This is a genomic window from Flavobacterium sp. GNP008 (assembly GCF_056428965.1).
In genome coordinates this window covers 657,940-673,537 of sequence record NZ_JBWJVL010000002.1, presented here as the reverse complement: position 1 = coordinate 673,537, position 15,598 = coordinate 657,940, and the positions used below count along the sequence as shown (strand labels likewise).

The following is a 15,598-nucleotide window of genomic DNA, read 5'->3' as shown; positions in this document are numbered from 1 at the left end:
GGTTTAAAGTCTAAGGTTTAAAGTTTTCTATACAATAAATCTTAAGTTTTAAACTTCTAACTTTTAAATAAAAAAATATGAAGCATTGGATTGAAGCCGCACGTTTACGCACCTTGCCCTTATCTGTATCGGGAATAATAGTTGGAAGTATGTATGCTTTGGCGCACCCAACAGATAATATATTAACGCCAACAGAAGTCTTTAACTGGCGATTATTTGGCTTTGCCATATTGACAACACTTGGATTGCAGATACTCTCTAATTTTGCCAATGATTACGGTGACGGGATGAAAGGAACGGATAATGAAGATCGAGTAGGGCCAAAACGCGCGATACAAAGCGGTGTAATTACTCCGGAGGCCATGAAACGCGCTATTATAATCACTTCTGCATTGACGTTACTTTCGGCGATGCTATTGATTTATTATGCGTTTAGGGATACAAATTTATGGTTTTCCTTGTTTTATTTGATGTTGGGAATTCTTTCAATAGTATCAGCAATTCGGTATACGGTTGGAAATACAGCGTATGGTTACCGAGGATTTGGCGATGTTTTTGTCTTTGTTTTTTTTGGTTTGGTGAGTACATTGGGAGTGAATTTTTTATACTCCAAACAACTGGATTTCGAATTGGTTTTACCTGCTATAGCGATTGGATTATTGAGCGTCGGCGTTTTGAATCTCAACAATATGCGTGACGAAGCGTCGGATAGGAAATCAAATAAAAATACGATTGTTGTAAAAATTGGCGGAGCCAAAGCTAAAATATACCATTATATTCTGATTATAACGGCGATGGTTTTGGTGTTGATTTTCACAATTATAGATGATTTTCACTTTGATCAATACTTGTTTTTATTGGCGTATATTCCTTTAACTAAACATTTAATTACCGTTTATAAGAATCATAATCCTAAGGAATTAGATCCTGAATTAAAAAAACTGGCGCTCAGTACTTTTGCCCTTTCGGTGTTGCTGGCGTTGTGTATGATTTTCTTCTTTTCGGATTTGATCGTGAATAATTATTGAAAAAAAAATCATTGGCAATTTCAAAATCAATTTAAAACTTTAAATCATTTCAATCTTTAAATTAAAAAAAATGAAAATAACATTTTACGGTCACGCCTCATTGGGTATAGAAGTTGGCGGCAAACACATCATTGTAGATCCTTATATTTCTGCGAATCCAAAAGCAGCTCATATTGATATTGAGACCTTAAAAGCTGATTATATTTTGATAACGCATGCACATGGAGATCATATTCTGGATGTCGAGGCAATTGCCAAAAGAACGAATGCAGTAATTGTTTCTAATGCTGAAATTGCTGGTTATTATGGCGCCAAAGGCTTTCAGACGCATCCGATGAATCACGGCGGTAGCTGGAATTTTGATTTTGGGAAACTGAAATATGTAAATGCAATCCATTCGAGTTCTTTTCCTGACGGCAGCTATGGAGGGAATCCGGGCGGTTTTGTTATTGAGGGCGAACATAAAAACATCTACATTGCTGGCGATACGGCCCTTACCATGGATATGAAACTCATCCCTATGCGCACCAAACTTGACTTGGCGATTTTGCCAATAGGTGATAATTTTACCATGGATATCGAAGATGCGATTATTGCTTCTGATTTCCTAGATTGTGATAAAATCCTAGGGTATCATTACGACACTTTTGGTTATATCGAAATCGATCATGAAGCTGCAATTCGTAAATTCTTTGATAAAGGAAAAGATTTGATGCTACTGGAAATAGGAAGTTTCATCGAATTATAAATTTCATTACTGTAAAAAGAAGAATTAGGAGCTAATCCAGCTTTCCACTGTATCTTTCCTTATCTCGTTTAAAAAAACGAGATAAGGAAAGATACAGTGGAAAGCTGGGCTAAAAAACGTTAATCAAGAAAATGAACATTCAAAAAATAGCTTTTATAGTATTAACAATTATTTCATTTCAATCTGTTTTTTCTCAAAAAGACGGTTATTGGGATAAAACTCGTGCTACAACCGAAGAAATTACGGTTTCCGCCAGAGACAGAATCATTATAAAAACCCAAGATCTCCCTGAAGGCACCACGGAAATAGTGTATAGAATAACACTTTTGGATAAAAATCAGCAAATGGCGGGTAGTTTGGTTTCGGTTTTAAAAGCCATTCCAGACCCAACAGGAATTAGTCAAGGTTCTGCAGGAGCTGTTTTTATCTTGTCTAAAATTTCAGGAGATGACAAATGCAAGTATGCCGTTTTCTCGAGTACTGACTTGGCTACAAAATACAAAGAAAACGGAAAAACTGATGACGCTTGTCTGGTTCAGGATACGCCGGTCAGTAAAGATGCCAAACGACTTTCTATAGAGAAATCGGATTGTATGAAATCCAATTCGGGAAATTTATGGTTTGGTTTCGAAAGTAAAAACTGGATCATGAATCAAAAGATTATACTCGAAGTCGTGCCATGGGTCGATAATAAACTGAGTCGTGGCTGGACTCTTGAAAATAGAAAAGCGATCATCGATCAATGCAAAACATCTAATTTGGCTCAGAAAATGACCAATTCAGATGATTTTTGCGTTTGTATTCTCGATAAAATACAATCCAAGTACAAGTACAAGGAATTTCAAAAATTATTGGCTATCGAGCGCACTAAAGCGTTTAAAGATTTTGGTAACAGTTGTTTTGGGGAAACCAGTCTTTCAAAAAATATTTATGACGATTTGCGCAAGCAAGCTGCTGTTTTGGCAAAACAAGGAAAGCAAGGTGAAGCTATTCAGAAACTGACGACAATTATTAATGATGGAAAAGCAACTGCTTTGGATTACAATGCCATAGGGAATAGTTATGTATTGACAAAACAATACGGCAAAGCGATTAAATTCTTGAAAGAAGGTGAAAAACTTGACAATACTGAGTTGTTGATACAACTGAATTTGGCGCACGCCTATTTATTGAATGATAATTATGTTTCAGCAAAAGCCATTTATAAAGAGTACCAGTCTCAAAACGTTACCGATAGTTTGAGTTGGACTCAAAAAATAAAATTTGATTTTGAGGCTTTTAAAAAAGCGGGAATAGCTTCCGATGATTTTGATAGAGTTTTGAAGTTGATGGATAAATAGCTTGAAATTTTAAAATCTTAAATTTACTTAATTGTCTAATAGGGTTTTAATTTTTTTTTACAATACAAGAAATAGAAGGGCATTTAAGTCTCAATTAAAAAATAATTTCCCAAAACGGGAACTTTTTAGTATCTTTGTAAAATAAATAAGCTTTGAGAGTAATTGCAAAAAAAATATTGAGAGATTTTTGGGTAGCTCATGCTGATTGCGAACAGCAATTAAAGTCTTGGTTTCAGGAAACAAGCAAATCCGAATGGAAAAATCCCAGCGATATAAAAAAGGAATACCCAAGTGCAAGTATTTTAAATGACAATCGATTTGTGTTCAATATCAAAGGAAATAATTACCGATTAATAGTTAAAATAAATTTTGATTATCAAATGGTTTGGATCCGGTTTATTGGAACGCATGCAGAATATGATAAAATTGATGCCAACGAAATTTAATTACAATGGAAATTAAACCTATAAAAACAGAAAATGATTATAATCAAGCTCTTGAAAGACTTGAATTTATTTTTGATGCTAAAAATGGTTCGCCTGAAGGTGACGAATTGGAAGTGCTAGGAATTTTAATTGACCAATATGAAAATGACCATTTTCCTATTGGTATGCCTGACCCAATTGAGGCTATAAAATTCAGAATGGAACAAATGGGGTATAATCAAAATGATCTGGCCAATATTGTTGGTTTAAAAAGCCGAGCAAGTGAAATTCTAAATCGCAAACGAAAACTTTCCTTGGAAATGATCCGTCAACTGCATGAGCGATTAAACATTCCTACAGACGTTTTAATTCAAGCGTATTAAATTGGTAATTGAGTTTATATCAATTCATAATTCATAATTTATTGAAAGCAACGTACCACAAATACATTCTCGACTTCAAACGCCCGTCAGGAACTTCCCGCGGCGTCATGACCGAAAAAGAAACTTGGTTTATTGTCTTGGAAAAAGACGATAAAAAAGGAATAGGAGAGTGCGGAATTCTTCGCGGATTGAGTATTGATGACCGGCCTGATTATGAAGAAAAATTGCAATGGACCTGCAATAATATTCACCTTGGAAAAGACCAACTTTGGGAAGCGTTATTAGAGTTTCCTTCGATACAATTTGGAGTGGAAATGGCGTTCCAATCTTTGGAGAGTGAAAGCCCTTTTTTATTGTTTCCTTCGGACTTTACAAATGGCACAAAATCTATACTGATAAACGGCTTGGTTTGGATGGGTGAGGAGGCGTTTATGAAACAGCAAATCGAGGAAAAATTAGCGGAAGGTTTTCGATGCATTAAATTGAAAATCGGAGCGATAGATTTCGATAAAGAACTCCAGTTATTACGGTTTATTCGGGAACATTTTACGCCAGAACAAGTTGAAATTCGGGTTGATGCTAACGGTTCTTTTAATGAAAATCTAGCTTTATATAAATTAATACAACTATCTGAATTTAAATTACATAGTATTGAACAGCCGATATCAAAAAATCATACTGACAGTATGGCAGAGCTGTGTAAAGCCACACCTTTTCCAATTGCTTTGGATGAGGAATTGATTGGTGTGTTTACTTTGATAGAAAAGGAACAATTATTAGAGAAAATCAAGCCACAATACATCATTTTAAAGCCTAGTTTTATCGGTGGTTTTCGAGGCACGCAAGAATGGATTTCATTGGCTGAAAAGTATAAAATAGGGTGGTGGATTACCTCTGCTTTAGAGAGTAATATTGGATTGAATGCCATTGCACAATGGACTTTTTTGCAACACAATTCTATGCCACAAGGATTAGGAACCGGAGCGCTTTATACGAATAATTTTGATTGTCCGCTGGAAGTTTCACAAGGTCAATTATGGTATAAAAAAGAGTTGGATTGGACGTTTGATTTTGCTTTTTTATAATAAGTATCACGAACCTTTCTTATGTTCACCATCACCTAATAACAACGATACTGTTTTTAAACTTGGAGTACGATCCGCAATTAGTTTTACGATGCTGACAAACGGTATAAAGAGAATCATTCCTGCAGCACCCCATAAAATCCCTCCAACGATTACTACTATAATAATAACAAGCGTATTTATTTTTAAGCGGGTTCCTACGGCATAAGGAAATATAATATACGCTTCGAGTGCCTGAACAATAGAAAAAACTACAATGACGGCGAAAGGATACCAAATAGAATTGTACGTGATCCACGAAACCGCAATGGGCAACAGCGAGGATATCATGATGCCTACATAAGGAATGAAAGTAAGTATTGAGGCGATAAAGCCAAATAGAAATGGATGCGGTACACCAATAATCAATAGCCCGATACTATTTAGAAGTCCTACTATTAAATAAACTACTAACATTCCCTTGATAAAATCATAATAGGCATGGATGGTTTCAACAAGGATTTCGTGAATTGTATTTTTTCTTTCAGGTGGGAAAAGTTCATATAAGGCATTTGATAACATTTGGCGATGGAAAAGTATTAATGTTGAGAAAACAGGAATCATTAATAGAAAAAAAACAGATTGAGATAATGAAGAGGCCGTGTTCTTTAATATTGAAAAAGCTTGGGAACCGGAGTTATTGAGTGAGTTGTTAATGAAATCTGTTTGCTTTTTCATACTAATATCAAAGCGTTCAGAGACAAAAACACTTAATTCATTTATTGTTTCGATTAGTTTTTCCCTTAAAAAATACCATTCTTGAAGAAATTCAGAAAACTGTAGAAATAATAAATAAATTATGGATCCAATCAAGAGTGTTACACCTAAAATGGAAATTAAAATAGCAATTCCTTTATGTATTCTTTTTTTTTCCATCCACTTACAAATCGGATAGAGGATAAAACTAATGAGTAACGAAAAACTTAACGGAATAAATAGTGTTTTACCAAAGTAAAGAATTATTGACGTCAATACAATAAATTGAAGTATTTCTAAAACAGAATATTTTCTGTTGGGTTGAAACCGGACCGATGTTTTAGAAGATTGTATCATACAATAGTGTATTGAAACGATTGTGTCTTATTTCTTTTTTTTAAATATGTATTGCAACGGTTTTAATTTTATAACAATCGCCAGTGATAATTGGTTTGACCTATTTGATAAGGAAGGAGGATAGTTAAATATACGAGCAGAAATTCGGACGAAATTTTATTTTTTAATAAAAATTTGAAATCCTATTTTTAGTTGCTCTACCGATATCTGTCAAGTGCCTTCTCAATTTTAAAAAATCGTTTCGTTAATTTTTGATGTTAGTTCAGTTCTGGAAATATTTTCGCTAAAAAGTCAGGAGTCTGTTTCGATTATAACCTGTATTTCTTAGCCTTGTTCTGGCGTACGAATCTGTATTTGCTATTAAATGTAAACAACGATTCCTTGCTGAATTTGTTATTCCTTTTTGTATTTTGGATTGATCAATTTCATTTTCATATAATTCAATTTCGGATTTAAGGATATTTAAATCCCTCTTAAAGCGTATTTTTAATGTTTAAATCAGCATGTTTAGTTTCTTTAAACGCATTCAAAGACAGTATTGCTTGTTGCTGTATTTTATGTTGAAAATAACCAGTCCATCCAAATAAAAAACCAGTCATTCCTAATGCCTGCTTGGACCATTTCCAAATATCAAAATCATCCGTATGTTTAATAATTAGTCCATCTTTAAAATGAAATTGTGACTGAATTATATTTATAACTTTTCTATTAGTCTTACTAAAGTTATAAGTAGCTACCCATCGAGCTGAACCGATATATTCGTCGGCTTTGATATTTGAGAATTCAATTTTGATATTCCCTTTACTTTTTTTTAGTAGCATTTTCCACATTTGGTTCACATCATTTCCTTCTAATAATCCAAAAGCAGGATCATGAAACTGAATAATTGGATGATAACAGGCACACATTGTTGTTGCATCTCCATTTGCAAAAGCGGTATAAAACTGGATTAGTATGTTCTCGTTTGAAGTCATATTTTAATTAAAGCGATTAGTAAAAATACTAAATTTTTTCCAAAAAATTAATATTTGGAATGTAAATAGAAAAGTACAAAGTACATAACGATTCTATTTTATAATAATCAGTACTATAAAATGTATTTAAATAATTGTAATACATTTTATACTTTAAATCTATGAACAAAAAAAAAGGATAGACTTTTAAGTTTCTATCCTTTAATGCATTTATAAACAATATGCTTTTCAGTTCATTTTATTTACTAGCTGGAATGATATCAATAATCACGGTACGATTGTAAAAACGTTCTTCTGGGGTTTTATTTTCAAAAGGAGAATTGTTTTCATTTTCACCATAACCAGAAACATCAAATGTTACATCCTTTCTGCCAGTTTTAGCTAATGCGTTCTCAATAATACTTTTTGCATTGTTAGCACGAGCAAGGGATAAACCTTGATTGTAAATTTCTTCACCAATAATATCAGTATGACCTTTGATAATAACCGTTGCTCCAACTGGAATTTTAGGGGTTACTACTTCGGTGAGGTATTTTTCATACATGCTAATTGCTTTAGAGGTATTAAATTCATAGATTATACTGTATCTCATACCTTCATCCATTTTTGCAGGAGTCCAAAGTACCATGTGAACAGGAGTTTCTTTTTCTACAATTTTACCACTTTTAGTTTGTCCAATCATTTTTACAGTGTAATCGCCTTCTGGACGACTGCCTAAAATGGATTTCCCTGGAATGCTAACTTCATCTTGTGTGTAAGGGCCAAAAGATTGAATTTTACCTTGCTCATCCGCTATTTGCAATGACCAAGAGGATAATGCCTCACCTGCTCCTTTATTGTTAAAGGTAATATAACTTGAAGTTGGTGCTTCTTGCGAAGCCATGATTTGCACGGGTTTTAATGGAGCGTTAGGACCACTTTGAAATTCCATTAATAAATCCGGAGAATTACTTTCAATAGAAACTCTACGATCACCTTCGCGCAACAATACTAACTCTAACGTTCCACCAGGTTGTTCTGATGGGATGTTTGGTTTGGTTTGACCTTTAGTAGTAATTCTTGAAGGATCTATAGCAAATACATTTACTAAATACGTTTTAACTGAAGCTGCCATTGCAAGACCATCAGTATTTCCTTTTTCTGACGAACCCACTAAAGTAATTGAAGAAGCTGGATTTTTTTGCATACGGTCTCCAAGGATGTTCAATACATTATAATACACAGTCATTTGACGTTTAGAACGGTCAGATAAATTTTTATTTGGATCTACCTCTAATTGATCTTCTTTGAAGTTTTTTACTTGGTCTTTATTCAATAAAACGTAGCGGTTTGGTATTTCAGTTGATCCTTCATTAAAGAAGATATAGTTTCTAAGTGGGAAAATTTCAGTCAATCTGCTTTTCTCAGGAACATTACTAGGAGAATTTACTGAGAAATCAACCTCACGGTCTTTAACCATATCTGTAGCCTGTTGAATATTTTGTCCTTGTCCAAATTTAAGGGCAACACCTGCTCTGATGGTCGTAATATTCCAAGTTTCTGTTGCACGTGGATTTTGACCAAAATATGGCTGAAAAGATACAAAAGGAGACAAGACAAATTGTGTTTTGTTGCTGTCTGAAGAAAGGGGAATATCATACCCTGCACCAATTTGCATTGATAAAATAGTTTCTTCAATATCACTAAACTCACCTGTTACTGCTGGAGTCGGGGCTTGATTGGGAAACGCAGGATTAATACCTAATTGATACGTAAATGATTTGTCCAGGTTGAAAGCCAAGCGTGGACCACCATATAAATAAAAATTTGATTTGAATGGAGCAAAACGCACACTTGGTTCCACGGTAATGTAACTAAGATCAGTAGATAAATCAGCAGGACAGTCACAAGCAGTTTTTACTTGGTCAAAAGTACCTTTACGGCTATCATAACCCGCTTGTAGCATAACTCCCCATCTAGAATCTGCAGGGCGGTATTCTAAAAGTGGAGCTACGAAAAGCCCTGTACCATCACCATCATGAAATGTGGCGGGAGGTGTAAAACCAGCATTAAGCTGATTTGTTGAGCCACGGTAAAAATTAAAGTTAGCTCCACCAGCAACTCCAAAATACCAAGAGGGTTTCGCATATTTAACTTCCAGTGTTTCTTGTGCCTTTAGGGATGTTTGAACACTTAGCCACGTCAATGATACTAATAAAAGACTTTTGATGGGTAAATTATTAGGAGTCCAAGATTGACGTAATTCCTTTTTTAAATTATTTATATTGTCCATGTTTTTATTTTGTTTGATTTGAAATATATCCCGCCCATAGACGGGATAAAATTGTTTAGTTGAAACCGGCTTATACCTAATTCTTAGTTAGCAGGTACATTAATAGTGGTATTAACCATAGTTACGGATGCTACAAGTGAGATTGCTCTACCATTTAATACGGTTTGAACTGCATTTCCTGGTGTTGAAAATGTAACCCCAGCAGAGGCAATGATAGTTCCTGTCATAACACCACCACCAGCTCCATTAATTACAGCCGCACTACCTACGTACCAAAAAACATTTTTAGCTTGAGCTCCATTAACTAAATTAACACTTTTAGCACCTGTTGGTCCAGCAATTCCTACTGTTAAACCAGCTGCTGTTTGAAAAATCCAAACTGCATTAGGATCACCTTTGGCATCCAAAGTTAAATCTCCTAATGAGATTTTAAAAGTTGCACCTGCTGATTTATAAATTCCTGGAGGTAATACTAAATTTCCTAATTCACCTGCACCAGGATCTGTTCCTCCGGGTTTTTGTGCTGGGGAAATACTAATATATGCTGCATTTGCATCCGCTAATCCTTGAGTTGCTATTGCTTCAGAAGCTGCTGAACCAGGAGTTGGTGGAGCAGTATGTATTCTGCCAGTTACTAGCCCTTTATTTAAAGGTGTTTCTGTGTAAACATCCCCAGTAGTTCCATCATGAAATCCAGTTACTAATGTAGATGCAGCGGTTGTTCCGATACTTCCATTAATCACCGTATTCAAACCTTGATTTGTTATTCCGGCATTTCCTCCAAAAACTCCAAAAAACAAACCTGTTGCAGCTGTTGGGGCAGTTGTAATAATTGCAGGACTTACTGTAGTAAAATTCCATAAAAAATTATTAGCTAATGCTATACCAGCGGTGTTTCTTGCACCAGTTGTAATAGTAGCAGTGTAGGTAGTTCCTGAAATTAGTGGAATACTTGGAGTAAAAGAGGCAGTTGTACCAGAGTAGGCAACGATACCTGGAATTACCACAGTACCTTGTCTCAATGTAAAAGTAGTAGCATTAATAGTTAAGGGATCCATTGCTATACTAAAGTTAGCAGTGATAATCTTATTTAAATTAACTCCTATGGCACCGTCTATTGGATCAGTTGCCGTTACAGTAGGTGCAACACCAGTTTTAAATGTCCATACATAATCTTCTTGTAAAGCATTTCCCATCAAATCTTTACTGGCAGTTGAAACTCTTCCAGTGTAAGTTGTGTTTGGAGATAAAGCAGTCGTAGGTGTAAATGACGCTGTAGTACCACTATATGATACGGTACCTGCTACTGGTCCAGTTCCTGTAATAGTAAAAGAGGATTGATTGATAGTTGCAGCATCCATCTCTTCATTAAAAGTAACTGTAATTATAGGATTGAATGAAACTCCTGTTGCTCCATTCACAGGACTTGTAGATTGTACAACAGGACAAACACCTATAGTTTCTTGAAAATCATCTGTTGCACAGCTGGAAATCAATGCAATAAATAATATCACAAATGTTAATAGTAAATTTTTAGCTTTCATTTTTTTTAATTTAGGGGATTAAGAATTTTGTTTACCAAAGGTGAGCTTGTTATCTAATAAAAGTATTATACAATTTAAATTATAAGTTGTAAGATTCACTTATTTTAATTGCTAAAATTTAAATTAAATCACTACAAATCAGCATTTTAGATTGTTTAAAATGTTAAAATAGTGTTAGTATTTATGTTTTTAGAAACAAACAAATACGAAATATTGATAGAAAGTAAGTTAAGCAACTGTTATTTAATAAAGCCTGAGTAAAAATAGTACTCTAATGCAAGAATAATTTATGATGGAAAGGATTGATGTACTATTTACAAAAAAATGGAAGAAAAATATTTGAAATAAGGAATGTTTTATTTAATCCATTAGAATTCACTTAAATCGTTTATATTTAAATTTTCACCTTTCTCTTTAAGATCAGAAATAAAAACGGTTAGTTCTTTTGTGAAAGTATCAAGCGTTAATATCGATTCTTTTATATAATCTATTGTTTGTCGCACTTCTTCTGGAGAATTGGAACAGTGGTCAAGTTGGAGGGATAAACCTAGAATATTTGTTAGAGGTTGTCGAACTCTATGGGAGGTTATAAACATGATTTTTTTGAGACCATTAATGTATTCTTTATGATACTTTTCAGCGATGTAGAGTTCAGCATTAGCTTTAATTAACGCTACCGTTCTCTTTTCTTTTTCTAAGTTTTGAAAAGCAAGTTCTTTATTGGCAATAATTAATTCAGCAGCTCGTTTTTCTTTTTCTAAGTTTTGAAAAGCAAGTTCTTTATTGGCAATAATTAATTCAGCAGCTCGTTTTTCTTTTTCTAAGTTTTGAAAAGCAAGTTCTTTATTGGCAATAATTAATTCAGCAGCTCGTTTTTCTTTTTCTAAGTTTTGAAAAGCAAGTTCTTTATTGGCAATAATTAATTCAGAGGCATGTCTTTGTTTTTCTTGGATCTCAAATACAAGTTTTTTATTAGCAAGAATTAATTCGACGGCACGCTTTTCTTTTTCATTATTTTGAAAAACAAGTTGATTATTTGTACTTATTAAATCCTCTTTTTTTATATTTCTAAACATTAGTTTTCAAATTAAATTTTAGATTAAAAGATTCTTTCATATTATTAATCAAGCTTTTTTTTGCATGGTAATAAAGAAATTGTTTAAAGATAAAAAAGGTTGAGCGACTTTTATTTAAAAAATCAATATACGATTAGTTATTTTCTAAATCGTTTTCTTTTAATTTTTCAGAATGTTTGGTAACTACATTTGTTATTACAAATTGCAAAAGTGTACCAAGTATTCTTTTTATAGGATTATGAGTTGATCCTAATAAAACTTTTTTTGTCAAATAACCTGTAGATATTCCGATTACATTACTAAGGATATTGCCTTTAAATTCTGAGGTGGTTGCCATTTGCCCAAATGCCTTTTTGATTATATTTAGAGGTTTTAAGCTTTCATAAGTATCATGATACTGATCTTTGAGTTGGGACAGTTCATTAGCTTGTTTTAATTTTAGTAATTGGATAGCCTCTTTCAATACTTGTGTCTGGTTGATCTTTTTCATATTAACTTTTTTTAAGCATTTTTACAATAATGAAATTACTGACGGGCATCTTAATCCATTCATCTTTAAAAATATAAAGAATGATTGCTACAATTAAATAAAAGCTAGACACTATAAAAAAGCCATAGTATACTTTTCCGACCAATTCACCAATCCATAATGAAAGGCCTATGTTTGCCAGAAAGGCAAACATTACAAAAACAATAGAAACGGTTAATCGAGAGAGTAGAGAAGACATTACATCTGCAGTTGTATCAACTACATTTAACTTCGCTAATTCTACTGTAGTTCTAGTGTAATCTTCTGCTTTTTCAAAAAGCATTTCTATTGTTGTTGCGTTGTTTTCCATGATATAATTTATAAATGGCTTATTGAAATGTAATAATTAATATCGTGTTAGATATTTGTATTTTTAATTTCGTTTTTTGCATCATAAAACTTTGATTTTCCTTCAGCAATTAAAGTTTCGCCTTCTTTTTTTGTTTCATAAAACTTTGATTTACCATCTGCCATTAAAGTTTCGCCCTCGTTCCAAATTTTCTCATATTTTTGAGTGATGGTTCCCAATAAAGTATCTAATTTACCTTTTAATTCATCAGCGTAATCATTGCTCTTATCCATAATTTTTCTTCTTGTTTTGTCTCCTTTTTCAGGTGCAAACAATACTCCTAATAATGCCCCTACAGCAACTCCGCCTACAACTCCTAATATTATTTTATCTGCTTTCATAATTGTTTATTTTAGTATTATTTATTTATTTATTTATTTAAATTTTGATTAGATACCTCGTCCTTGTATCAGTCTGAATAGTATTGCTATTACAGCTATGACAAGAAGAACATGAATAATTGATCCTAGGCTGAATGCAAAAAATCCAATTGCCCAAAAAATGACTAAAATTACCGCTATTGTATAAAGAAGATTGCCCATGTTTTTAATTTTTAATGAATTAATAATTTAATTTAAATGTATTTTTTTGATATCAATTGTTTAGATTTTTCTACCTTGAATAAGTCTAAATATAATTGCAATGACAGCAATGACAAGTAGAATGTGAATTATTGATCCTGCACTATAGGCAAAGAATCCAATTGCCCAGAAAATTACTAGGATAACTGCGATGGTGTAAAGAAGATTGCTCATGATTTTAGTTTTTATGATTAGTTTTATTTATTCTATTTTTTTAAAACATAAATAGGTTTGCAATATGTTGATACTAATTATGGAATTATTTTTTTTTTGTAACAAAGAAAATTAAAATCCAAAAGCAGCATAAACACTCAAAACACTATTTTTAGCATCAGGAGAAGTAAAGTTATTTGATGAATCATTTTTTCCTATTTTAGTTAATCCATAATTATAACGTACTCCAAAACTAACGGGTTCTAAATCTAAACCGATACCTCCAGCAAGGCCAGCATCAAACCTGTTGAAATCATCAACATTAATGTTGTCTTCAAAATTGTAGCTACCGCTATCGGATTTGTTTGTCGTTTTACCACTAACCAAGTATGCGGCATAAGGACCAGCATGAATATTGAAGTTTTTTGAAACATTTACTACTAATAAAAGTGGGACCTCTATATAATCTAATTTAAATTGTGCTGTTCCGCTAACCAAAGCGTTGTTGTATACCAATTCAGCTCCTTTACCTGTATAGGATATTTCAGGTTGTATAGCAATATTTGTTGCCAAAGGTAATTTTGCAAAAAAACCAATATTAAATCCTGTTAACACATTATTATCATCCACATCGTCAGTATATAAATTAGAAAAGTTAACGCCTCCTTTTATACCAAATTTAGTACTGGTGTCTTGAGCTTGAACTTGTGTAAAAGCCATCAAACCTATTGCCAAAGAAGCAAATAATATTTTTTTTGAATTTTTCATTTTATTTATTTTTTTATTAAATTATTATACTACAAATATCTGCATCTTACACAAAGGGATTGTTACAATACTTTTAGTTAAATTTATAATATTCACACTTTGTATTTTTTTTAATGGTTAATTAATGTATTTAAGTATTTGATAATTAAATAATTATATAAAAAAAGGCGAGTTGAAAAACTCGCCTTTTGATTTGCTATTTGTTATCTACAGTCAAGTTTTTGATTGCATCACCTAATTCATTCATGTCTCGATTGTATTCTTCTTTAAAAGATTGCCAATCACTATTGGTTTCATTTTTGTATGTTTCAACCTTTAATTTAATGTCTTTATTTCTTTGCTCTAACTCTTCAATTTTTTTAGCATACATGTCATCAATTGATTTGCCAGTTTTTTTCATTTTGGATTTCATCTCTGCAATTCGAATTTCATTTTGTGTTATAGTAGCGTTTGTACTTTCCTTAAATGCTTTCCACTCCTCTTCTGTTGCGGCCGCTCTAGCATCAGATAATTCTTCTTTGGCATCATCAAGATTATCTCTTGCCTCTTCCACATTATCTTTGGCAGCTTCTTCTTTTTTTGAGGAATTCTGACATCCTAATAGTACACTTCCTGCTATAAATGTCATTATAGTAAGGGATAAAATTGTTTTTTTCATTTTATATAGTTTTAAAAAATATATTATTTAATTGTCTTATTACTAGTTGATTAGTGTAATTAAAGATACTTAAATTATTTTGAGTACACAATATTTTTAAAGTATTGTAGGTGTTTAAAATTATCAGTTGAAAGTTTTAATTTATTTAAAGGCTTTCAAAAATTTTAAGCAATTCGGCTCTTGTTTTTCCTAATTTATCTTGATATTTGTTTAACATTTCTTCTTTTTTCTCTTTTGAAAAAAGAGACTTATTATTAGTTAAAGCAACAAATTTTTCTTTTAATTTGCTTTTCTGTTCTTCCCAATTTCCTTCTAGCGGTAACGAATCCATCTTTTTTGTATTGTATGCGAAATAGTTTTCACTTTACAAAGTTGGCTCTATTATGTATACAATCAGTTATATAACTTTTGGGATTAGTTGTCTTATTCACATATTTAATTATATTTAAGACTTGAAAAAATAATAGTATAGTATTTTAATTAGGCTTAGTTTTTATGAAGAAAAGTTCCTAATTCTACCATTGCTAAAATATAAGTTCACTGATCGCTAGAACTTATATTTCATTACAATGAAAAACACTTTTATAAAAATA

At 32.5% G+C, this 15,598-nt stretch carries 19 protein-coding genes; 6 read left to right on the top strand and 13 right to left on the bottom strand.

Annotation, left to right across the window (positions count from 1 at the left end):
- Positions 1–77: 77 nt before the first annotated feature.
- The 6 genes from menA to AC0608_RS09290 all read left to right on the top strand — a co-directional run bounded on the left by menA (position 78) and on the right by AC0608_RS09290 (position 5,009).
- Positions 78–1,028 carry a 1,4-dihydroxy-2-naphthoate octaprenyltransferase gene (gene menA, locus AC0608_RS09315; RefSeq protein ID WP_478288867.1) on the top strand — a complete coding sequence of 317 codons (951 nt, stop codon included), beginning with the start codon at positions 78–80 and terminating at the stop codon, positions 1,026–1,028.
- 70 nt (positions 1,029–1,098) lie between these two features.
- Complete coding sequence (locus AC0608_RS09310; protein WP_478288866.1) at positions 1,099–1,776, top strand: metal-dependent hydrolase; 678 nt, start codon at positions 1,099–1,101, stop codon at positions 1,774–1,776.
- 131 nt (positions 1,777–1,907) lie between these two features.
- A complete protein-coding gene (locus tag AC0608_RS09305) occupies positions 1,908–3,116 on the top strand; it encodes a tetratricopeptide repeat protein (protein ID WP_478288865.1) in 1,209 nt (402 codons plus the stop codon).
- Positions 3,117–3,268: 152 nt separating this feature from the next.
- Positions 3,269–3,562: a type II toxin-antitoxin system HigB family toxin gene (locus AC0608_RS09300; RefSeq protein WP_417960177.1), complete on the top strand. Its 294-nt coding sequence runs from the start codon at positions 3,269–3,271 to the stop codon at positions 3,560–3,562.
- A gap of 5 nt (positions 3,563–3,567) precedes the next feature.
- A complete protein-coding gene (locus tag AC0608_RS09295) occupies positions 3,568–3,924 on the top strand; it encodes a helix-turn-helix domain-containing protein (protein ID WP_478288864.1) in 357 nt (118 codons plus the stop codon).
- 41 nt (positions 3,925–3,965) lie between these two features.
- A complete protein-coding gene (locus AC0608_RS09290) occupies positions 3,966–5,009 on the top strand; it encodes an o-succinylbenzoate synthase (protein ID WP_478288891.1) in 1,044 nt (347 codons plus the stop codon).
- Between the two features lie 6 nt (positions 5,010–5,015).
- Here the strand turns inward: AC0608_RS09290 and AC0608_RS09285 are convergent, their stop codons facing one another.
- The 13 genes from AC0608_RS09285 to AC0608_RS09225 all read right to left on the bottom strand — a co-directional run bounded on the left by AC0608_RS09285 (position 5,016) and on the right by AC0608_RS09225 (position 15,336).
- A complete protein-coding gene (locus AC0608_RS09285; RefSeq protein WP_478288863.1) occupies positions 5,016–6,101 on the bottom strand; it encodes an AI-2E family transporter in 1,086 nt (361 codons plus the stop codon).
- A gap of 473 nt (positions 6,102–6,574) precedes the next feature.
- Positions 6,575–7,075 (bottom strand): nuclear transport factor 2 family protein, encoded by a 501-nt coding sequence (locus tag AC0608_RS09280; protein WP_478288862.1) that lies wholly within the window; start codon positions 7,073–7,075, stop codon positions 6,575–6,577.
- 238 nt (positions 7,076–7,313) lie between these two features.
- Positions 7,314–9,347 carry an OmpA family protein gene (locus AC0608_RS09275; protein ID WP_478288861.1) on the bottom strand — a complete coding sequence of 678 codons (2,034 nt, stop codon included), beginning with the start codon at positions 9,345–9,347 and terminating at the stop codon, positions 7,314–7,316.
- A gap of 83 nt (positions 9,348–9,430) precedes the next feature.
- Positions 9,431–10,891, bottom strand: coding sequence for an ice-binding family protein (locus AC0608_RS09270; protein WP_478288860.1), 1,461 nt, complete (start codon positions 10,889–10,891; stop codon positions 9,431–9,433).
- A 368-nt stretch (positions 10,892–11,259) separates the two neighbouring features.
- Positions 11,260–11,967, bottom strand: coding sequence for a histidine kinase (locus AC0608_RS09265; RefSeq protein ID WP_478288859.1), 708 nt, complete (start codon positions 11,965–11,967; stop codon positions 11,260–11,262).
- A 133-nt stretch (positions 11,968–12,100) separates the two neighbouring features.
- Entirely contained in the window at positions 12,101–12,457 is a 357-nt protein-coding gene (locus tag AC0608_RS09260) for a hypothetical protein (RefSeq protein WP_417989950.1), read from the bottom strand.
- Between the two features lies 1 nt (position 12,458).
- Positions 12,459–12,806, bottom strand: coding sequence for a hypothetical protein (locus AC0608_RS09255; RefSeq protein ID WP_417960169.1), 348 nt, complete (start codon positions 12,804–12,806; stop codon positions 12,459–12,461).
- Between the two features lie 47 nt (positions 12,807–12,853).
- Positions 12,854–13,186 carry a YtxH domain-containing protein gene (locus tag AC0608_RS09250; protein ID WP_417960168.1) on the bottom strand — a complete coding sequence of 111 codons (333 nt, stop codon included), beginning with the start codon at positions 13,184–13,186 and terminating at the stop codon, positions 12,854–12,856.
- Positions 13,187–13,234: 48 nt separating this feature from the next.
- Positions 13,235–13,387 (bottom strand): lmo0937 family membrane protein, encoded by a 153-nt coding sequence (locus AC0608_RS09245; RefSeq protein WP_113633709.1) that lies wholly within the window; start codon positions 13,385–13,387, stop codon positions 13,235–13,237.
- 60 nt (positions 13,388–13,447) lie between these two features.
- Positions 13,448–13,600, bottom strand: coding sequence for a lmo0937 family membrane protein (locus AC0608_RS09240; protein WP_417960167.1), 153 nt, complete (start codon positions 13,598–13,600; stop codon positions 13,448–13,450).
- 111 nt (positions 13,601–13,711) lie between these two features.
- Positions 13,712–14,347 carry a porin family protein gene (locus AC0608_RS09235; protein WP_417989951.1) on the bottom strand — a complete coding sequence of 212 codons (636 nt, stop codon included), beginning with the start codon at positions 14,345–14,347 and terminating at the stop codon, positions 13,712–13,714.
- A gap of 196 nt (positions 14,348–14,543) precedes the next feature.
- Entirely contained in the window at positions 14,544–15,005 is a 462-nt protein-coding gene (locus AC0608_RS09230) for a sll1863 family stress response protein (protein ID WP_478288858.1), read from the bottom strand.
- Positions 15,006–15,150: 145 nt separating this feature from the next.
- Positions 15,151–15,336: a CsbD family protein gene (locus AC0608_RS09225; RefSeq protein WP_417960164.1), complete on the bottom strand. Its 186-nt coding sequence runs from the start codon at positions 15,334–15,336 to the stop codon at positions 15,151–15,153.
- Between the last annotated feature and the right edge of the window lie 262 nt (positions 15,337–15,598).